The 18,207-nt window shown below is 68.8% G+C and carries 20 protein-coding genes; 11 read left to right on the forward strand and 9 right to left on the reverse strand.

Going from position 1 to position 18,207, the window contains the following annotated elements:
- Positions 1 to 21 precede the first annotated feature (21 nt).
- Positions 22 to 855, forward strand: a complete 834-nt coding sequence (locus AC07NS_RS12395) for an oxidoreductase (RefSeq protein WP_494603574.1) — start codon at positions 22 to 24, stop codon at positions 853 to 855.
- A gap of 9 nt (positions 856 to 864) precedes the next feature.
- Positions 865 to 1,884, forward strand: coding sequence for an AraC family transcriptional regulator (locus tag AC07NS_RS12400; protein ID WP_494603576.1), 1,020 nt, complete (start codon positions 865 to 867; stop codon positions 1,882 to 1,884).
- A 60-nt stretch (positions 1,885 to 1,944) separates the two neighbouring features.
- Here the strand turns inward: AC07NS_RS12400 and AC07NS_RS12405 are convergent, their stop codons facing one another.
- Both AC07NS_RS12405 and AC07NS_RS12410 read right to left on the reverse strand, forming a co-directional pair.
- Entirely contained in the window at positions 1,945 to 2,631 is a 687-nt protein-coding gene (locus AC07NS_RS12405) for an isochorismatase family protein (RefSeq protein ID WP_494603578.1), read from the reverse strand.
- A 12-nt stretch (positions 2,632 to 2,643) separates the two neighbouring features.
- A complete protein-coding gene (locus AC07NS_RS12410; RefSeq protein ID WP_494603580.1) occupies positions 2,644 to 3,300 on the reverse strand; it encodes a hypothetical protein in 657 nt (218 codons plus the stop codon).
- Positions 3,301 to 3,480: 180 nt separating this feature from the next.
- Between AC07NS_RS12410 and AC07NS_RS12415 the strand changes: the two genes are divergently transcribed.
- Positions 3,481 to 4,074: a CAP domain-containing protein gene (locus AC07NS_RS12415; RefSeq protein ID WP_494603582.1), complete on the forward strand. Its 594-nt coding sequence runs from the start codon at positions 3,481 to 3,483 to the stop codon at positions 4,072 to 4,074.
- Between the two features lie 7 nt (positions 4,075 to 4,081).
- Here AC07NS_RS12415 and AC07NS_RS12420 read toward each other — a convergent pair whose 3' ends face one another.
- Both AC07NS_RS12420 and AC07NS_RS12425 read right to left on the reverse strand, forming a co-directional pair.
- The gene (locus AC07NS_RS12420; protein WP_494603584.1) at positions 4,082 to 4,402 is read right to left on the reverse strand and encodes a hypothetical protein; all 321 of its coding nucleotides are present in this window, start codon (positions 4,400 to 4,402) and stop codon (positions 4,082 to 4,084) included.
- Between the two features lie 65 nt (positions 4,403 to 4,467).
- On the reverse strand, positions 4,468 to 5,706 hold the full coding sequence (locus AC07NS_RS12425; protein WP_494603586.1) for a CaiB/BaiF CoA transferase family protein: 1,239 nt from the start codon (positions 5,704 to 5,706) through the stop codon (positions 4,468 to 4,470).
- Positions 5,707 to 5,796: 90 nt separating this feature from the next.
- On the opposite strand from AC07NS_RS12425, the gene AC07NS_RS12430 reads away from it, so the two are divergent.
- The 4 genes from AC07NS_RS12430 (at position 5,797) to AC07NS_RS12445 (ending at position 9,652) form a co-directional block, all read left to right on the forward strand.
- Positions 5,797 to 7,083 (forward strand): MFS transporter, encoded by a 1,287-nt coding sequence (locus tag AC07NS_RS12430; protein ID WP_494603588.1) that lies wholly within the window; start codon positions 5,797 to 5,799, stop codon positions 7,081 to 7,083.
- A gap of 95 nt (positions 7,084 to 7,178) precedes the next feature.
- The gene (locus tag AC07NS_RS12435; protein WP_494603590.1) at positions 7,179 to 8,405 is read left to right on the forward strand and encodes a class I SAM-dependent methyltransferase; all 1,227 of its coding nucleotides are present in this window, start codon (positions 7,179 to 7,181) and stop codon (positions 8,403 to 8,405) included.
- Complete coding sequence (locus AC07NS_RS12440; RefSeq protein ID WP_494603592.1) at positions 8,402 to 8,758, forward strand: hypothetical protein; 357 nt, start codon at positions 8,402 to 8,404, stop codon at positions 8,756 to 8,758. Before AC07NS_RS12435 ends, AC07NS_RS12440 begins: the two co-directional genes overlap by 4 nt.
- An 18-nt stretch (positions 8,759 to 8,776) precedes the next feature.
- Positions 8,777 to 9,652, forward strand: a complete 876-nt coding sequence (locus AC07NS_RS12445; protein WP_494603594.1) for a VOC family protein — start codon at positions 8,777 to 8,779, stop codon at positions 9,650 to 9,652.
- A gap of 174 nt (positions 9,653 to 9,826) precedes the next feature.
- Here the strand turns inward: AC07NS_RS12445 and AC07NS_RS12450 are convergent, their stop codons facing one another.
- Positions 9,827 to 11,668: an alpha/beta fold hydrolase gene (locus tag AC07NS_RS12450; protein WP_494603596.1), complete on the reverse strand. Its 1,842-nt coding sequence runs from the start codon at positions 11,666 to 11,668 to the stop codon at positions 9,827 to 9,829.
- Between the two features lie 162 nt (positions 11,669 to 11,830).
- Between AC07NS_RS12450 and AC07NS_RS12455 the strand changes: the two genes are divergently transcribed.
- A complete protein-coding gene (locus AC07NS_RS12455) occupies positions 11,831 to 12,547 on the forward strand; it encodes an SDR family oxidoreductase (RefSeq protein WP_494603598.1) in 717 nt (238 codons plus the stop codon).
- A 214-nt stretch (positions 12,548 to 12,761) separates the two neighbouring features.
- Here the strand turns inward: AC07NS_RS12455 and AC07NS_RS12460 are convergent, their stop codons facing one another.
- From AC07NS_RS12460 to AC07NS_RS12475, 4 genes are all read right to left on the reverse strand, one after another.
- A complete protein-coding gene (locus AC07NS_RS12460; protein WP_494603600.1) occupies positions 12,762 to 13,148 on the reverse strand; it encodes a response regulator transcription factor in 387 nt (128 codons plus the stop codon).
- Between the two features lie 106 nt (positions 13,149 to 13,254).
- Positions 13,255 to 13,878 carry a glutathione S-transferase family protein gene (locus AC07NS_RS12465; RefSeq protein ID WP_494603602.1) on the reverse strand — a complete coding sequence of 208 codons (624 nt, stop codon included), beginning with the start codon at positions 13,876 to 13,878 and terminating at the stop codon, positions 13,255 to 13,257.
- 13 nt (positions 13,879 to 13,891) lie between these two features.
- Positions 13,892 to 15,100, reverse strand: coding sequence for an FAD-dependent oxidoreductase (locus AC07NS_RS12470; RefSeq protein ID WP_494603604.1), 1,209 nt, complete (start codon positions 15,098 to 15,100; stop codon positions 13,892 to 13,894).
- 71 nt (positions 15,101 to 15,171) lie between these two features.
- Entirely contained in the window at positions 15,172 to 15,462 is a 291-nt protein-coding gene (locus AC07NS_RS12475; RefSeq protein WP_158285917.1) for a DUF1330 domain-containing protein, read from the reverse strand.
- 177 nt (positions 15,463 to 15,639) lie between these two features.
- On the opposite strand from AC07NS_RS12475, the gene AC07NS_RS12480 reads away from it, so the two are divergent.
- Genes AC07NS_RS12480 through AC07NS_RS12490 form a run of 3 tightly spaced genes read left to right on the forward strand, consistent with a single transcriptional unit; the run spans position 15,640 to position 18,203 of the window.
- Positions 15,640 to 16,386: a maleate cis-trans isomerase family protein gene (locus AC07NS_RS12480; protein WP_494603607.1), complete on the forward strand. Its 747-nt coding sequence runs from the start codon at positions 15,640 to 15,642 to the stop codon at positions 16,384 to 16,386.
- Positions 16,387 to 16,404: 18 nt separating this feature from the next.
- Positions 16,405 to 17,334: a polysaccharide deacetylase family protein gene (locus AC07NS_RS12485; protein ID WP_494603609.1), complete on the forward strand. Its 930-nt coding sequence runs from the start codon at positions 16,405 to 16,407 to the stop codon at positions 17,332 to 17,334.
- On the forward strand, positions 17,334 to 18,203 hold the full coding sequence (locus AC07NS_RS12490) for an isocitrate lyase/PEP mutase family protein (RefSeq protein ID WP_494603611.1): 870 nt from the start codon (positions 17,334 to 17,336) through the stop codon (positions 18,201 to 18,203). Before AC07NS_RS12485 ends, AC07NS_RS12490 begins: the two co-directional genes overlap by 1 nt.
- Positions 18,204 to 18,207: the final 4 nt, after the last annotated feature.

An 18,207-nucleotide genomic window follows, 5' to 3' on the forward strand; every position in this document is an offset into this window, starting at 1 on the left:
TTCGACAGTCAGGAAGGGTCGATGATGTTGGAACGCCGAAAAAGGGTCGCGCTGGTCACGGGCGCGTCTTCGGGCATGGGCAAGGAGATCGCCAAGCGGCTGATCAAGGACGGCTATCAGGTCTACGTCGCCGCGAGGAGCGTCGATCGGATGGCCGATCTCGTGGATCTCGGCGCCAAGGCCGTGGCGATGGACATCTCCAAGGAAGCCGACATCATCGAGACCGTGCGCAGGATCAATGTCGAGGTCGGCGGGGTCGATGTTCTGGTCAACAACGCCGGCTTCGGGCTCTACGGCGCCGTCGAGGACATCTCGCTGGATGAAGCCCGCTATCAGTTCGAGGTCAATCTGTTCGGCGTCGCGCGTCTGACGCAACTGGTGCTGCCCGAGATGCGCAAACGCCGCGAGGGCAAGATCGTCAACATCAGCTCGATGGGCGGCAAGATCTACACGCCGCTCGGCGCCTGGTACCACGCCACCAAGCATGCGCTCGAAGGCTGGTCGGATTGCCTGCGGCTCGAACTGGACCCGTTCGGCATAGACGTCATCATCATCGAGCCCGGCCTGATCGAGACCGGCTTCGGCGACGTCGTCGCCGAAGGTATCCAAAACCGCTCGGGCGGCGGCGTCTACGCCCCGATGACCGAGGCCGTGGTCAGGTCGACGCGCGGCGCCTACGGCCAGGGGCGTGGCACGCCGGCGACCAGGGTCGCGGCCGTCGTGTCCAGCGCGCTGAAGGCGCGTGATCCGAAGACGCGCTATGTCGTGGGGAAATACGCCAAGCCTATGATCGCCCTGCGCCGCTGGCTGGGCGACCGGGCCTTCGACCGCATCATCATGAGCCAGATGGGCTAGGGAGCCGACATGACCACCAGCCAGGCCCAGCTCGACCGGTGTCGATTGCCGACGGCCTTCTGGCGCGCGATCGAAGCCGTCGGCCTGGCTCCGGCGGCGGTCTTGCGGCAGGCCCGTCTTCCGGCGACGCTCCATATCAACGCCGACGCCTTCGTATCCACCGAGCAGTTCTTCGCCCTGTGGACGGCGATCGCCTCGCTGAGCCATCTGCCGGATCTGGGCATCCGACTGGTCGAAGCCACCGAGACCGGCGTCTATCCGCCGTCGATGCTGGCCGCCTTCTATGCGCGCGACTATCGCGACGGGCTTCATCGGGTCGCACGCTTCAAACGGCTTTGCACGCCCGAGAAACTCAGTCTGGTCGAAGCCGACGGCGAATGCGTCATCACCAATGAGTGGCTGTTCGCCAACGGCCCCGCACCGGCCATCTTCGTCGACCTGGCCTTCACCGCCCTGCTTGAACTGGGGCGCAGGGCGAGCGGACGGCGGATCGCGCCCCGGCGCGTGGAATTCGCCAGGCCGTCGGTGCGGCACGACGCGTGGGAAAGCTATTTCGGCTGCCCGATCCGCTATGGCGCGGAAAGGGACGCGCTGGTCATCGACGCAGCCGACCTTGACCTACCCTTCCCGGGCCACAATCCCGAGATGCTGGAAATCCTGACCCCGGCGCTGGCCGCCGCCCTCGGCGAACTCGAGTCCGACAGCACGATGGGCGAGCAGATCAAGGTGGTGCTCAAGCGCCGCATGGCTTCGGGTCGCCCCGAAATCTCGGACATCGCCCATGAACTGGGCGTCAGCGAGCGGACGCTTCAGCGGCGGGTGACGGAAGAAGGCTCGACCTTCCGGCAATTGCTGTCGGAAGCGCGTCAGGAGCTCAGCCGTCAATTGCTGGATGATCCGAGCGCGGGGATCGAAGAGATCGCCTATCTGCTGGGCTACCAGGACACCGGCTCGTTCTATCGCGCATTCCGGGACTGGGAAGGCGTAACGCCGGGTCGATGGCGTGAGATGAAATTCGCCGCGACCTGACGCCCGCTTTCGACGCGTCCAGAGAGGAGGTGGCGGCGACTATCCGCCGCCAACCGCGCCTCACCCCTTCAGCCAGGCCGCCGCCTCCTCCACGTCGACCACGTCCGCGTACTTCAGCTGCAGGTCGGTCAGGTTGGCGAAGTGGTAGCTCTCGTGCTTGTCGGCCACGCACTGCTCGGGAACGATGGTGCGGTAGCCGCGCGACAGGCTCTCCACCGCGCTGGCCCGCACGCAGCCGCTGGTCGAGCCGCCGGTCAGGATCACGGTGTCGACCTTGTGCCAGACCAGATAGCTCTGCAGCGGGCTCTCGAAGAAGGCGCTGGGCATGCGCTTGTCGTAGACGAGGTCGACAGCCGCATCGATCTCGACCCGCGGGTCGAAGGCGTGGCGCTCGCTGTCCTGCTTGATGTTCTGCAGGCTGTCGGGCGTGTCGGTGCGGGTGCCCCAGACGCCGGCGTCGCCACCGTCGGGCTTGTACATCACCCGCGTCCAGATCACCGGCATGCCCCGCGCGCGGGCCAGGGCCGACAGGCGGTTGACGTGGGCGATCTGGTCGGGGTCGGTGACGTAGGCGCTCTTGGGGAAGAGGTCCGGCCGCGTATAGGCCTGCTGGAAGTCGATATTGACCACCGCCGCCTTGGACCCGAAGCCGAAGCGGGCGCGGGCCGGATTGGCCTTCACCGCCTCGTAGAGCTGCCGCGCGGTCTTGTCTTCGCGCACCATGGTCGGTTCGAAACGCAGGGTCATGGCGTGGCTCCGTCAGGTGGGGGTGAAGAGGCCGAGGAACGCGGCCCCGATCAGGAGGACCCAGAGGGTCAGCACCACGGGACGCGTGGCCTCCAGCACGGCGCTGATCGCCGCGTCGCTCTCCGGCGTTGGGCCGGTGGTCAGCATGGTGGTCACCGGCGCGCCCAGCGGGGCCAGTTGGCGGCGGATCAAGAGGCCGCAGGAAATGGCGATCGCCAGGATCAGCATCTTCAGGGCGATGAACAGCGGCGCGGTCACCAGGCCCGTCAGGCTGGCGAGCGCGTAGCCGCCCAGCCCCGCCAGCACGCCCCAGCGGATGGCGATGTCGATGCGGCGGATCCCGGCCTTGGGCGGGCTGTGATGGATGTGGATGCTCCAGGCCATGACCAGCCAGAACAGGCACAGCGCCCAGACCGCCGCCACGGCCACGGGCGAGACGTCCCACCAGCCCTTGACCTTGGCCAGGGTCAGGCCCGTCGGCAGGGCCAGGATCAGGCAGGTGCGCGGCGCCATGTCGATGTCGTTGAGCACGCGCAGGGCCAGGCCCCGCTCCTTCACCGTGCGCGCCGGGTCGGTCAGGTAGCGCGAGATGTAGAAGGCCCCCAGGTCCCCGCCCAGCCAGTAGACGAAGACCAGCACATGCAGCAGCGTCAGCAGGGCGAGAAGCATCGTGGAATCCGGCGGTTGTCGTCCCGCCTTGATGCCGCCTCGCCAGGCGCCCGGGCGCTTCGTCGCCGAATTTATCGCCGTACGGATATCCCCTCGCCCGCGACGTTCGGCGGCGCCGTGCGAATCCGAAGAAGCGTGCTAAGGCACAGACCGAGGGGCTTTCCGATCTTGTAGGTACCCATGCGTTCTTACCGTCGCCCAGTGCTGGCGCTCGCCGGCTTGCTGCTGCTTGCCTTGCCCCGGATGGCCGCCGCCCAGACCCAGGAGCAGGCGGTGCTCGACGAGATCAACTATGTGCGGACCAACCCCCAGGCCTATGCCCGCGAACTGAGCCGCGACCAGGGCCTCTATCGCGAAGACCCGCAGGCGCTGGACGAAGCGGTCGCCGAGCTGCAACGTCAGCGCCCCCTGCCGCCGCTGACCTCGGACGGGCGCATCGACGACGCGGCCCGCGACCATGCCCGCGCGCAAGCCTCGCGCGGCGACGTCGGTCACGGCGCGAGCGGAAGCCTGGGCCAGCGGCTGCGCAAGTACGGCGTCTATGCCGGCATGTCGGCCGAGAACATCTCCTACGGCTACGAGGACCCGCGCGACGTGGTGCGCCAACTGATCGTCGACAGCCGCGTGCCCGGCCGCGGCCACCGCCGCAACATCCTGTCGACCGGCTACAGCAGCGCCGGCGTCGCCTGCGGCGGCCACCGCTCGTACGGCGCCATGTGCGTCATCGACTTCGCCGGAGCCATGCCCGAGGGCGTGGCGCGGGCGGCGCGGTAGGTCGGACCTAGTCGACCAGTTCCCAATCTCCGTCCGAGTCGCGTCGATACCGCTTCGTCGCGACTCGTTGGCGGCCGGTCGTTTCGTACGAGGTCTGGCAGACGGCCACCGAGGGCTTGAGCCGAGACCATCGGCAGTGGCCGACGCCGTGCTTCACCGGAAAGAAGCTCCCGTGCATCCCCTCGGCTTCCATCTGCGCGGACTGGGCGTTGTCCCTACGCTCAACGGCAGCATCCTGATCGGCGGCCGAGATCTCGAACCCGCCCGTGGCGCAGCCGGAGAACAGCAGCATCAGGCCAAGCGGCCACAAGGCGTTGCGAGCGATCAAGGGGTCCTCCGCGAGATCGCTCCATAGCGTCACCGCTCTTGCTTCGACGCAACCCCGAGATGCGCCTAGACCACGCCATCGCGCTTCAGTTCAGCGATCTCGGCTTCGCTCTTGCCGAGTCCCTTCAGCACCGCCGCCGTATCCGCCCCGAGGCTCGGCGGCGGACGCTCGACCACGACAGGCGTCCTCGACGCCCGGATCGGCGAGGCCACGGTGCGGACTGGCGCGGCCAAATCCTCCCGCGCCTGCTCCACCACCAGTTGGCGGTGGATCGCCTGCGGCTCCTCGAACACCTGGTCGATATTGTTGATCGGCCCGCACGGCACGCCGGCCGCCTCCAGCAGGGCGATCCAGGTCTTGGTCTCGCGGCCGGCCAGGATCGGCGCCATCAGCTGCGCCAGCTGCGCCCGCGCCGCCACCCGCTGGGCGTTGGTCGCAAAGCGCGGATCCTCGCCCAGTTCCGGCGCCCCAGCGGCCTTGGCGAAGGCGCGGAACTGGCCGTCATTGCCCACCGCCAGCACGATCGCCCCATCGGCCGTGGCGAACACCTGATAGGGCGCGAGGTTGGGATGGGCGTTGCCCAGGCGCCCCGGCGGCTTGCCGGTGGCGAAGTAATTGCTGGCCTGGTTGGCCAGCACGGCGGCCTGCACGTCGAACAGGGCGATGTCCATGTGCTGCCCCTCCCCCGTCGCCCGCGCATGCAGCAGGCCGCAGAGAATGGCGTTGGCCGCATAGAGGCCGGTGAACAGGTCCACCACGGCCACGCCAGCCTTCATCGGCTCGGCGCCCTCGGCCCCGTCCGGCTGGCCGGTGACCGACATCAGCCCGCCCATGGCCTGGATCATGTAGTCGTAGCCGGCCCGCGGCGCATAGGGCCCGGTCTGGCCGAAACCCGTGATCGAGCAATAGACGAGGCGCGGATTGATCGCCGCCAGGCTCTCGTAGTCCAGGCCGTACTTGGCCAGGCCCCCGACCTTGAAGTTCTCGACCACCACGTCGGCCTCGGCGGCCATCTGGCGGATCAGCGCCGCGCCGCGCGGATCGGCCATGTCGATGGTCACCGAGCGCTTGTTGCGGTTGGCGCAGGTGAAATAGGCCGCGTCGCCCTTGCCGCCTTCAGTGGTCTCGAAGAACGGAGGCCCCCAGGCCCGGGTGTCGTCGCCGACGCCCGGGCGCTCGACCTTGACCACCTCGGCGCCCATGTCGGCCAGGGTCTGGGTCGCCCAAGGACCAGCCAGCACGCGGGAAAGATCGAGCACCTTGACCCCCGAAAGGGCGGCGCCGGGCCTGACGTCTGATCGCAAGGCGACTGCTCCGGATATTCCTGTTGCGGGCGAAGCTTAGCGCCCCAGGCTGCCTCGCCTACCGATGTGATCGCGGCGGGGCAAACGGCGATGGCGAAACTATCCGAAAAGCAAGCTGGCGAATTCCGCCGGGGCTGGCCGCTGCTGCTCAGCGTCGTGCTGGGCGTGGGCCTGGGCCTGTCGCCTCTGCCCTTCTACAGCATCGGCATGCTGGCGCCGCAGCTGGCCAAGGAGTTCGGCTGGAGCTTCGCTTCGATCATGCTGGGCCTGCCGGTCGCCACGGTGGCCGTGATGATCGTCGGCCCGATCATCGGCTGGCTGGGCGACAGGATCGGCGTGCGGCCGGTGGCGATAGCCTCGCTGGTGCTGTTCGCCTTCGCCTTCATGGCCTTTTCGCTGACCAAGGGCTCGCTGCCGCTGTTCTATCTGAACTGGGCGCTAATGGGCGCGGTCGGGGCCGGCACCCTGCCCACCACCTGGACCCGGGCGATCAACAACGGCTTCGAGGCCAACAAGGGCCTGGCGCTGGGGATCGCGTTGATGGGCACCGGCGTCTTCGGGTTTCTGATTAAGCCGTTCCTGATGTGGATGATCGAGGCCCACGGCTGGCGGGCGGCCTACCTGGTCACCGGCGCCCTGCCCCTGGTCATCGCCCTGCCCGTGGCGCTGCTGGCCTTCAAGGACCCCGGCGTCGGCCGCGTCCATACCGAGACCGCGCCCCTGCCCGGCCTGACCCTGCCGCAGGCTTTGCGCGATGCGAAGTTCTGGCTGATCGCCGGCGGCTTCCTGCTGTTCTCCTTCGCCATCGCCGGCCCGCTGCCGAACCTCGAGAACATGCTGAAGCTGAAGGGCTTCAGCAAAGCCGAGATCGTCAGCCTGGCCCCCGTCGTCGGCCTGTCGGTCATCGCCGGACGCGTGGCCGGCGGCTGGCTGGTCGACCGCTTCTGGGCCCCGGCCGTGGCGCTGGTCCTGCTGTGCCTGCCGGCCCTGGGCTGCCTCATCCTGCACGGCCAGGATCCCGGCTTCGCCGGCGCCCTGGTCGCGATCGCCCTGGTCGGGGTCGCGGCGGGCATGGAGTTCGACCTGCTGGCCTTCCTGATCGCCCGCTACTTCGGAGCGCGGTCCTATTCGACGCTCTACGGCTGCCTCTACTGCGCCTATGCGGCGGGATCGGGTCTGGGGCCGGTGGCCTTCGGGGCCGATTTCGACCGCAGCGGCGGCTACCAGCTGTCGCTGGTCGTCGCCACCGTGCTGCTGGTGCTGGGCGGCCTCGTCCTGCTGCCGCTGGGCCGCTACCGCTTCGCCTCGACCCATGCCGTCGAGGAGGAGCGTATCGAGGCCGCCGCCGGAGAGCGGGTCGCCGTTCCTGGCGCCTGATCCCGCCCTTCCCCGGCAGGCGGATTTTCGCGTCGTCGCATCCCCGCCGGCCGCCGGACGGGCGCAAGCTTCCGCCGATTGAGTAGGAGTTCGCCATGTCCGGTCGCGTCAACGAGGGGCCGATCCAGGCCTATGACGGCCCGCCCGACTATCGCAAGGTCGGCCGCCACGGGGTGTTCCCCGAGATGTCGCACGACGAGATCGAGCGGCTGAACGTCCTGGCCCAGCTCAACCGCCACCTCTCCACGCGCCTCATCCCCGGCGTGAAGCAGGCCTGGGAGACCCGCGTCGAGCCGGCCTTCCAGAAGGCCCACGGCCGCGCGCCCGAGGATCGCCACGAGGTCCGCAAGGCCCTGCTGAAGGATCCCGCCTTCCAGACCTGGTCGGCCCTGCGCCGCATGACCATGGAACAGCGCCAGCAGGCCGGCCGCTGGACCACCCTGCGCCAGGCCGAGGAGCTGGCCGCCAAGGCCGCCGCCCTCAACGCCAACTCCGGCCAGCTGGAACTCGATCCGACCCTGCCGATCCCGCGCTACGTCTCGGCGGTCGATCACCACTGCATGCCCGGCAGCTATCACGTCGAGCGCTTCGAGGGCGACGTCTCGGGCGGCGCCAACTACGACCACGGCGGCTTCGCCACCACCGGGGGCCTGCTCGGCCGCTTCTCCGACGGCGGCGGCCACGCCGTGGTGCGCTGGGTCAAGCGCCGGCTGCCGGACTTCAAGCCCAAGCGCATCCTCGACATCGGCGCCACCGTCGGTCACAGCGTCCTGCCGATCGCCCAGGCCTTCCCGGACGCCGAAGTGGTGGCCATCGACGTTGGCGGGCCGATGCTGCGCTACGCCGCCGCCCGCGCCGCCTCGCTGGGCGTGACCAACATCCGCTTCGTCCAGGCCGACGGCGCCGACCTGTCGCGCTTCGAAAGCGAGAGCTTCGACTGGGTGCAGACCACCATGTTCCTGCACGAACTGTCGCTGACCTCGATGAAGGCCATCTTCGCCGAGAGCCGCCGCGTGCTGGCCCCGGGCGGCGTGGTGCTGCATGTCGAGCAGCCGCAATACGCGCCGACCATGCCGCTGTTCGAGCAGGCCATGCGCGACTGGGACGCCTTCTACAACAACGAGCCCTTCTGGAGCACGCTGCACGAGATCGACCTGGACGCCCGCATGGTCGAGGCCGGCTTTGCGGAGGACGAGCTGATCCATGACGGCGTCACCGCCGTGGTCGACCGCGAGGTCTTCCCCGACGCCGCCGACGACGACAGCGAAGACTATGGGCGCAAGGCAGCCTGGCGCGTGATCGGAGCGCGAAAGTCCAAATGAGCATCGCAGACGCCCTGGCCGACGCCGGCGCCAAACCCGCCGGCAAGCGCCCCTATTTCTTCGCCGATCCCGAGGTCGAGCGCGTCCTGGCCGTGACCATGGCCGTGGTCCAGGAACTGGCCGTCACCCGCGCCCGGCTCGACACGCTGGAACGCGTTCTGGAAGCCCAAGGCGGTCTCGACCGCGCGCAGATCGAACGCTTCGAGCCCTCGGCCGAAGCCGCCGCCGAACGCGGCCTGTGGCTGCAGGAATATCTCGCCCGCGTGCTGCGCATCGTCCAGCAGGAGGCCGAGGCTGCGGTCGCGACCGGCGATGTCGCCTCCGAAGACGTGGCCGTCGAGCTGCGCGACTAGCTTTTCAGGATCCCACCGATGAACCTTCTTAGGGCCGCCACCCTGGTGACGCCGAACGTCGCCGCGACCGCGCAGCGCTATACCCAATGGCTCGACTACACCGTGGTCGAGCAAGGCGAGGTCTCCGCCGATCTCGCCGCCAGCTGGGGCGCTCCGGCCAGCGCCGGTCGGCCCTACGCCGTGCTGCAGCCGGCCAGCGGCGCCGACGTCTTCCTGCGCTTCGTCGAGGGCGACCCGGTGCCGGAATACCGTCCCTTGCGCACCTACGGCTGGGCGGCGATCGAGATCTGCTGCCAGGACGTCATGGCCGTGAACGCCCGCATGCAGGACGCGCCATTCGAGATCATCGGCCCGCCCAAGCGCATCGACGGCCTGCCCACCATCCACCCGATGCAGGTGAAGGGTCCTGACGGCGAGATCGTCTACCTCACCGAGATCGTCTCGCCCGGCAATGGTCTGCCCTATCCCGGCAGCCTGATCGACAAGCTGTTCATCCTCGTTTTGGCCAGCGACGACATGGACGCTAGCGGCGCCTGGTTTAGCCAGACCCTGGGCCTGGACGTCGGCGCGCCGATGACCATCGTCTACAACATGATCAACGACGCCTTCGATCTGCCCAAGGACAGCCGCCACGCCCTGGCGACGGCGACGTATCAGAAGGACGTCTTCCTGGAGTTCGACCAGTATCCGGTCGAGGCGACCGTGCGCCCCGGCCACGCCGGCGCCCTGCCGCCCGGCGTCGCCATCTGCACGCTCAAGCACCCGGACTTCGACAGCGTCCAGGGCGACTGGATCGCCGCTCCCACACCCCGCGACGGCGCCGTCTACGCCGGCAAGCGCGCCGGCGTCCTGCGCGCGCCGGGCGGCGCGCTGGTCGAGGTGGTGGAAATCTGACCGCGCCCCTCTCCCCTTGCGGGAGAGGGTGGCCTCCGAAGGAGGTCGGGTGAGGGGTCGCACGCACAGAAACGCCGCGAAAGCCGATCAGCTTTCGCGGCGTTTGACGTCTGAGAGACCCCTCATCCGTCGGCGTGCGCCGACACCTTCTCCCGCAAGGGGAGAAGGATCAGATCAAAGCGTCACCACCACCTTGCCGAACGCGCCCTTGTCGGCGCGGGCGTAGGCGCCTTCGATGGCGTCGAGGCCGAACACCGCGTCGACCACCGGGACGATGCCCTTGGCCGCCACGAAGTCCGACAGCGCCTGGTGATCGGCGCGCGAGCCGACCGAGATCGCGGTGGCGCGCTGGGCGGCCATGACCATGGCCGAGGCGTCCAGGGTGCCGCCGAAGCCGTCCAGGGCGCCGATGACGGCGACGTGACCGCCGACGCCGAGACTGGCCTGCGACCTGGCCAGGGTGCCGGCGCCGCCCAGTTCCAGGGCGTGCTGCACGCCGCCGGACGAGGCTTCCTTCACAGCGGCCTCCCAGTCGGGCGTGGTGTGATAGTTCACCGTCAGGTCGGCGCCCAGTTGCACGGCGCGGGCCAGCTTGGCGTCGTCGCCGCCGACCACGGCCACCTTGGCCCCGAAGGCCTTGGCGATCTGCAGCCCCCACAGCGAGACACCGCCGGTGCCCAGGGTCACCACCCAGTCGCCGGCCTGAAGGCCGCCATGCGTGACCAGCGAGGACCACGCCGTGACGCCCGAGCAGGTCAGGGTCGCGCCCTGCACGAAGTCCAGGCTTTCGGGCAGCTTCACCACCCCGCCGGCCGACAGCACCACGTGCTGCGCCAGCACGCCCGGGCCGCCAGCGCCCAGCGACGAGATCACCGCCGGGAAGGTGATGCGGCCGCCGGCCCAGTTCTGGAAGAAGGTCGAGGCGACGCGGTCGCCCACGGCCAGGTCCTCGACGCCTTCACCGACCGCGACGATCTCGCCGGCGGCGTCCGACAGCGGGGTGAAGCCGTCGGCCTCGCCCACCGGATACCAGCCCTTGCGGATCATCACGTCGCGGCGGTTCAGCGCCACGGCGCGCACCCGCACCAGCACCTCGCCCGGACCCGGCGTCGGGACCGGCGTGATGGACTCGGCCAGCTCGAAGCCCTGCTCGGCGCGGACGAGGGAGAAACGGCGATTGGTCATGGGCGGGGTCCACTGAAGGGGGGTGTTCGGGGGCGTGGTTTCGACGCCGGCCGCGAAGGCCAGCAAGGTCTCGGCGAAGATCTCGGGTTCCAGCTCGGGCGCGGCGACGCCGGTCTTGCCCTGGGTGGTGACCACCACGCCCGGGCGGGCCTTGCGGATGCGGCCGACGAAGCCGGCCAGCGGGTCGTCCGCCGCCTGCAGCACGGTCACCGGGCAGGCCACGCCCTCGAAGACCTTGGCGAAGTCCTGGTCGAAGATCGCCCCGAAGGCCTGGTTGCGGCCGTCCGGCGCGCCGATCGCGCCCAGGAACTCGGTCTGAACCAACTGGGCGTCGAAGCGCGGCAGCAGCCCCTTCATCGTTCCCCAGGACTGGATCAGATAGGCGCCGTGCGCGTCGATCGGCGCGGCCTGGCCGACCTGGGCGCGGAACATCTCGCGTTCCTCGGCGGTGGCGAACAGCACGCCGTTCAGCAGTAGCGAGCGCACGCGGCCTGGCGCAGCGACGGCGATCTCGGCGCCGATGTGGGTGCCGGTATGGTGGCCGGCCAGGTGGAAACGCTCGACGCCCAGGGCGTCCAGCGCCGCCAGCAGCCAGCCGCCGTAGTCCACCGTGGAGGGCAGGCCTTCGGGCTTGAACGACTGGCCAAAACCGGGCGTGTCCAGCGCGATCGCCGCGCGGCGGCCGGCCAGACGGGCCAGCACGCCGTCGAAGCAGGCCGAGCTGACCGGGGTGCGGTGCAGAAGCACGATCGGGTCGCCGGGGCCGTCCACCCGGCGCAGGTGAACCTGGCCTGCGACGGTGTCGGCATAAGCTTTGCGAATGAGCGTCACGGCGGCTCCAGCGGAATCTTCGAGCCTCGGTCCTAGCGCCGCCCCCTCGCCCGCTCCCCTGGCCCGAGGCCGTTATCCGCACAGCGGCGAAGATCGCGGCCGCCCCGCCCTCGCCTTCCAGGCCGGTTCAAGTCGGCGCAGCAACGAACGAGAGAGCACGCCATGACCACGGTCCTGATCACCGGCGCCAATCGCGGCATCGGCCTGGAGCACGTCCGCCAATACGCCGCCGCCGGCGCGGACGTTATCGCCACCTGCCGCAATCCTGGTGCGGCCGACGAGCTTGCGGCCATCGCCGCCGCCCATTCGGGCAAGGTGCGGATCGAAGCCCTGTCGGTGAACGACGCCGCGTCCGTCGCCGCCCTGGCCGAGCGGCTCAAAGGCGTGGCGATCGATGTGCTGATCAACAACGCCGGCACCTACGGCCCCATCCCCCTGCCCGACGGCATGGCCCACCAGACCCTGTCCGGCATGGACTACGACATCTGGGCCGACATCCTGGCCACCAACGTCGTCTCGCCGTTCCGCATCACCGCGGCCCTGATCGAGAACGTGAAGGCCGGCGCGGACAAGACCATCGTCATGATGTCCAGCGGCCTGGCCTCGATCGGAACCAACGTCTACGGCGGCTCGCACGCCTATCGCTCGTCCAAGGCCGCGCTGAACATGCTGGCCAAGGGCCTGGCGGTCGAGCTGAAGGGCGACGGCGTCACCGTCATCGCCATGGCCCCCGGCTGGACCCGCACCGCCCTCGGCGGCCCCGACGCCCCCTACTCCGTCGAGGAAAGCGTGGCGGGGCAGCAGAAGGTGATCGCCGGGGTGAGCCTGGAGGATACGGGCAAGTTCCTGGATCTGGCGGGGTCGGAAGTGGCTTGGTGAGGCTCTGCCTCTGAGAGCCTCACCACGGGGGAAGATCCTCCGCCCCCACCTTCCGTAAAATCCCCGCGAAAGCGGGGACCCAGGTGTTTTATCGTCGAGCGCCGTGGGTTTCAGAAAAAGCCTGGGTCCCCGCTTTCGCGGGGATTCTACGGGGTGGGGTAGTAACGCTAGCGGCGTATCCTCCCTCTCCCTCCTGGGAAAGGTGCGGGTCCCCCTACCCCAAATTCAGCACCGCGTAGACCTTCTCCACCACCTGCTGCGGCGAGAACGGCTTGAGCAGGTAGGTGGTCGCGCCCGCGCCCATGGCGGTGGCGATGCGGTCCAGGCGTCCATCGCCGGTCAGCATGACCACCGGCGTCTCGCGGTGCTCGTCGCTGGCCCGCAGCATCTTCAAGAGCTCGGTGCCGTCGACGTCGGGCATGCGGATGTCGATCAGCCAGATCGAGGGCTTGTCCATGGCCGCGGCGTGCAGGGCGCTGCGTGCGGTTTCGAACGCCTGGACGAGATAACCGGACTTGGCCAGCGCGCCTTCGAGAAAGGCGAGCAGCACCGGGTCGTCGTCGACCACGAACACCCGCCCCTTGATCCAGCTGCGCTCCATGCGGCCTCGTCGCGTTAACCGTGCGAGCCACACTCTCACAAGGCTTTGCGGCCGAAAACGGCGCGGAGGTTGCAGCCGAGGCGAGTTCGCCCCGGCTGCTTTCCGTTCAGCCGTACGCCATGCCCCGCTGCACGCCGGGCCGCGTTCCGATGAAGCCTTCGTAGCGCGCCAGGTTCGGATACGGACCAAGCCCGCCCTCCAGCCGCTTGGCCGAATTGGCGACCACCGGGAAGAACAGCGCGTCGAGGATCGTGAAGCGATCGCCCAGCATGTAGTCGCGGGTCGAAAGGCGCGCGTCGAACGCCGCCAGCTGCTCGTGGCAGTCGGCGACCGAGCGCTCGATCAGCCACGGCGTCTTTTCGGGCGCCAGGAAGGTCGCCACGAACTGGTTGGTGAAGGCGCCGGCCACCGACGACGACACCGCCGAGGCCCACATCAGGAACTCGGCCTGCTCGGCCGGTCCCTTGGGCAGCAGCGCGCCGCCGGCCTTCTCGGCCAGGTACCAGGCGATGGCCAGGGTCTCGGAGACCACGATCGACGCCCCGCCCGGCCCGTCGGGATCGACGATGGCCGGCGCCTTGCCGAACGGGCTCAGCGCCTTGTAGGCGGCCTGCTTGTGCTCGCCGGCCATCAGGTCGATCGGGGTGGCCGCATAGGCCAGCCCCGTCTCCTCCAGCACGATCCGCGCCTTCTGGCCGTTGGCCGTATTGACGGTGTGGAACTGGATCATCACTGCAAGCTCCTCAGGCCGTGGCCGCTTCGAGCTCGAGGCTCTTGTACATCGACTGCAGCAGCAGGTACTCGCGGCGCTGGTCCGGATCGGCCAGGATCTGGCGCATCTTGGCCTCGCGCTCGGCATAGGCCTCTGCGGTGCCCGCCTCCATCGCCGCCTTGTTGGCGATGGTCTGGGTCTGGATGAACTTGTGCATCACCGCCCGCCGCTGGCGGTCGTAGAGCGGCAGCAGCTTCTCCGGATCGGCCTTGTCCTGCAGGATGGCGACCAGCTTCTCGGTCAGGCTCCAGACGTCATGGATGCCCGAGTTCATGCCGAACCCGCCCAGCGGATTGTTGAGGTGGGCCGCATCGCCCGCCAGCAGCACCCGGCCCACATGGTAGGTCTTGGCCACCCGCTGGTGCACCTTGTAGAGCGTGCGGTGCACGGTCTGCACGGTCTGCACGGTCTCGCCGTCGCCGATCAGCCCGCCCAGCACCTCGGCCTTCTTGGCGTCGGACAGCAGGCTCTCGTCGCTCTCGTCGCCATTGGCCGGCACCAGGATCCGCCACAGCGACGGCACCCGCAGCAGCACGCACCATTCCTTGGGATCGGCCACATAGTTGACGTGGGCCAGCCCGTTGAAGTGGTCCTCCAGCGGCCAGTCGGTCGACAGAGTCAGGAACTTCTCCGGATAGGTGAAGCCCTCGAATTCGATGTCCAGCCACTTGCGGACGATCGAATTGGCCCCGTCGGCGCCGATCAGATAGTCGCAGCGCACCTGCTCTATGCCGAACGGCGCCTCGATCGAGACGGTGACGCCCTGGTCGTCCTGGGTGAAGTGGGCCAGGCGATGCGAGAACCGCACCTGCCCGTTCGGATGGCCGGCCAGCTTCTCGGTCAGCAGGCGCGCCAGCTTGAACTGCTCGCACTGCAGCCGGTACGGATGCTCACTGATGTCGGACAGCTCGCCCATGTCGAAGGCCATCACCTCGCCCGTCGTGCGGTTGCGATAGTGATAGACCGGCGCGCGCAGGCCCTGGGCCTCCAGGTCCTCCAGCACGCCCAGCGCCTTCATCATGTCGAGCGTCGGCGGATGCATGGTCGAGGCCCGAAGGTCCTCGGGACAGCGCGGCGCGCTCTCCAGCAGCAACACATCGACGCCGAGCTGCGCCAGCCGATAGGCGGCCACCGAGCCCACGGGCCCGGCGCCCGCTACGACGACTTGGAATCGTTCCACGGAACCTCGCTAGTTTTTGGTCGGCGGGTGCGGGCGCGGCTTCCCCACGCGCCCCGTCACACGCGTCAATCTCAGTCGACGACGATCATGCGGACCACGACGGTTCCCGCGCCCTGGCGCAGGACCTTGGCGGCCTGGTATTCCGGCGAATGCAGGTAGGCCTTGGCGGCCGCGGCGTCGGGATAGCGGGTGACGATCACGCGCTCGCCCTCGGGCACCTCGCCCTCCAAGACCTCGGTGACCGGCCCCCGCACATAGGTCTCGCCGCCGAAGCGCTCGGCGAGGCCGGCGATGGCCTTCACATATTCCCCGAAGCGGGGCGCGTCGGTGATGACGGTCGTCGCGATGATAAAAGCGGCCATGGTCTCGTCCCCCGGGGAGAATTTCCGTTGTGGTTCAACGACGACCCTAGCGACGCCCGCCCATCCCGCTTCCCCGGCGCTTTTTCCTATCCGCCGGGCGGATATCGGCCGCTGGGCTGCGGCGCGGACGATCCGGCTTTGCCATTCCTCGGCCATCGAAACGTCGAGGGAAGCGTCATGCCGGATTCATTGGGACACCGCCTGAAGTATGCGGTGATCGCGCCGTCGACCAACACCAGCGTCCAGCCCGAATACGACGACATGCGCCCGCGCGGCGTCACCAACCACTTCCAGCGCATCGCCATCCCGGACACCAAGGTCACCGACGACGAGTCGTTCATGGTGATGCTGCAGAACATCCGTGACGCGACCATGGACAGCGTCGATATCGCCATGAGCATGGACCCGGCCTGCGTGGTCATGGGTATGTCGGCCGAGACCTTCTGGGACGGCGCCGACGGCGCCGAGCGCCTGACCCAGCGCATGCTGGAGCGCACCAAAGGCGTCCCCGTGGTCATGGGCTCCACCGCCGTCGACGCGGCGCTCAAGGCCTATGGCGGTATCAAGAAGATCGGGGTCATCACCCCCTACATGCCGGTCGGCGACAACCAGGTGCGCAAGTTCTTCGAGGACCTGGGCTACGAGGTCACCCAGGTGAAGGGCCTGAAATCGCCCTCCCCGATGCTGATCGCCCACGAGAGCCCGCAGACACTGAAGCGCGCGGCCATCGAGGTGTCGGAAGGCGCAGACGCCGTCGTCCAGTGCGGCACCAACCTGGCCTTCGCCAAGGTCGCCGGCATCGCCGAGTTCTGGCTGGAAAAGCCGGTCGTGGCCATCAACACCGCCACCTACTGGCATGCTCTCCGGAGCATGGGAATTACCGACAAGATCGACGGCTTCGGCTCGCTTCTGCTCGAGCACTAGGGATCAAAGGGCATCAGTATGGAATACGATTACGTTCCGCTTCCGCACCGCAAGCCGCTGACCTGGCCGAACGGCGCGCGCGTGGCCCTGGTCCTGACCTTCAACCTGGAGACCTGGGACCTCACCAAGCCGACCAAGGAGAAGTACTACGCCGGCGGGCCGGCGATCCTGCCCGACGTGCTGGCCGGCGACACGCCCGACTTCCCCAACTACAGCTGGCGCGAATACGGCCAGCGGGTTGGCATCTGGCGTCTGTTCGACCTGTTCGACGAGATGGGGATCAAGGCCAGCTGCACCACCAACGCGGTGACATTCGAGCGCCGCAAGGCCATGACCGACGCCTGCCTGGAGCGCGGCTGGGAGCTGCTGGCCCACAACTGGGAACAGGGCGAGCTGCTGACCGACTTCGCCCATGACCCGGCCAAGGAGCGCGACATCGTCCTGCGCTCGCTGGAGCAGTACGAGCGCTTCGTCGGCAAGCGGGCCAAGGGCTGGCTGTCCTCGTCTCTGCGCGGCACGCTGCAGACCGCCGACATCCTGGCCGAGCACGGCTGCACCTTCTATTGCGACCTGCTCAACGACGACCAGCCCTACCTGCTGCGCACGCCCAGCGGCCCGATCGTCTCGACGCCCTATTCCAACGAGATCAACGACTTCACCCTGCTCACCCGCCGCGGCCACACCACCGACGAGTACCGCGACGTGCTGATCGAGGAACTGAACGTCCTCTACAAGGAGGGCGCCACCTCGGGCCGGCTGATGAACGTCGGCCTGCACCCGCACGTCTCGGGCCGGGCCTACCGGATCCGCGCCCTGCGCGAGTTCATCCAGCACGCCAAGAGCCTGCCGGGCGTGTGGTTCGCCACCCGCGAAGAGATCGCCGATTGGTATCTGGCCAATCACGAAAGCCACATCCCGACGGGCACAGGCGCCCAGGCGGCGGAGTAATGAGCTCGGCCCAGCGCCTGCGCGAGCGGCTGGCGGCCGGCCCCGACGGCCGCCGCCGGCTGCTGGCCGCGCCGGGCTGCTACGACGGCTTCTCGGCCCTGCTGGTCGAGCAGGCCGGCTTCGAGGCGGCGTTCCTGTCGGGCGCGGCCCTGTCGCTGGCCCGGCTAGGCCGTCCCGACGTCGGCCTGGTCGGCGTCGGCGAACTGGCCGACGCGGTGCGGGCCATCGCCGACCGCGTCGAGATCCCGCTGATCGTCGACATCGACACCGGCTTTGGCAACGCCCTGAACACCCAGCGGACGGTCAAGGTGCTGGAACGGGCCGGCGCCGCCGCCGTGCAGCTGGAAGACCAGACCTTCCCCAAGCGCTGCGGCCACATGCGCGGCAAGGGCGTGATCCCGCTGGCCGAGATGGTCGGCAAGGTCCGCGCCGCGCTCGACGCCCGTTCGGAAACCCTGGTGGTGGCCCGCACCGACGCCCTGGGCGTCGAAGGCCCCGAGGCCGCCATGGATCGCGCCGAGGCCTATCTGGAGGCCGGCGCCGACATCGTCTTCGTCGAGGGTCCCCGCACCCTCGAAGAGACCAGGGCCGTGGCCGAGCGCTTCGCCGCTCGCGTGCCCCTGGTCCACAACCTCGTCGAAGGCGGGATCACCGCCGTGCGCACAGGCGCTGAGTTGGAAGCCCTGGGCTTCGCCATCGCCCTGCATCCCATGCTGCTGCTGCACGGCCTGGCCCGCTACGCGCCCGAATGGCTCGCCAGGCTGCGATCCGAAGGCACGACCGACGGCCTCGACATTCTCGACCTTCCTCGCCTCAACGCGGTCGCCGGGCTGGACGCCCTGCTGGCCGACGCGGCGACCTATGCCTGAGTAT

Source organism: Caulobacter sp. GW821-FHT10A10, from assembly GCF_059415745.1.

Excerpts from the sequence above, each read along its gene's own strand:
- AC07NS_RS12395 (WP_494603574.1), top strand. The coding sequence starts at position 22 with ATGATGTTGGAACGCCGAAAAAGGGTCGCGCTGGTCACGGGCGCGTCT.
- AC07NS_RS12400 (WP_494603576.1), top strand. The coding sequence starts at position 865 with ATGACCACCAGCCAGGCCCAGCTCGACCGGTGTCGATTGCCGACGGCC.
- AC07NS_RS12405 (WP_494603578.1), bottom strand. The coding sequence starts at position 2,631 with ATGACCCTGCGTTTCGAACCGACCATGGTGCGCGAAGACAAGACCGCG.
- AC07NS_RS12410 (WP_494603580.1), bottom strand. The coding sequence starts at position 3,300 with ATGCTTCTCGCCCTGCTGACGCTGCTGCATGTGCTGGTCTTCGTCTAC.
- AC07NS_RS12415 (WP_494603582.1), top strand. The coding sequence starts at position 3,481 with ATGCGTTCTTACCGTCGCCCAGTGCTGGCGCTCGCCGGCTTGCTGCTG.
- AC07NS_RS12430 (WP_494603588.1), top strand. The coding sequence starts at position 5,797 with ATGGCGAAACTATCCGAAAAGCAAGCTGGCGAATTCCGCCGGGGCTGG.
- AC07NS_RS12435 (WP_494603590.1), top strand. The coding sequence starts at position 7,179 with ATGTCCGGTCGCGTCAACGAGGGGCCGATCCAGGCCTATGACGGCCCG.
- AC07NS_RS12440 (WP_494603592.1), top strand. The coding sequence starts at position 8,402 with ATGAGCATCGCAGACGCCCTGGCCGACGCCGGCGCCAAACCCGCCGGC.
- AC07NS_RS12445 (WP_494603594.1), top strand. The coding sequence starts at position 8,777 with ATGAACCTTCTTAGGGCCGCCACCCTGGTGACGCCGAACGTCGCCGCG.
- AC07NS_RS12455 (WP_494603598.1), top strand. The coding sequence starts at position 11,831 with ATGACCACGGTCCTGATCACCGGCGCCAATCGCGGCATCGGCCTGGAG.
- AC07NS_RS12460 (WP_494603600.1), bottom strand. The coding sequence starts at position 13,148 with ATGGAGCGCAGCTGGATCAAGGGGCGGGTGTTCGTGGTCGACGACGAC.
- AC07NS_RS12465 (WP_494603602.1), bottom strand. The coding sequence starts at position 13,878 with ATGATCCAGTTCCACACCGTCAATACGGCCAACGGCCAGAAGGCGCGG.
- AC07NS_RS12475 (WP_158285917.1), bottom strand. The coding sequence starts at position 15,462 with ATGGCCGCTTTTATCATCGCGACGACCGTCATCACCGACGCGCCCCGC.
- AC07NS_RS12480 (WP_494603607.1), top strand. The coding sequence starts at position 15,640 with ATGCCGGATTCATTGGGACACCGCCTGAAGTATGCGGTGATCGCGCCG.
- AC07NS_RS12485 (WP_494603609.1), top strand. The coding sequence starts at position 16,405 with ATGGAATACGATTACGTTCCGCTTCCGCACCGCAAGCCGCTGACCTGG.
- AC07NS_RS12490 (WP_494603611.1), top strand. The coding sequence starts at position 17,334 with ATGAGCTCGGCCCAGCGCCTGCGCGAGCGGCTGGCGGCCGGCCCCGAC.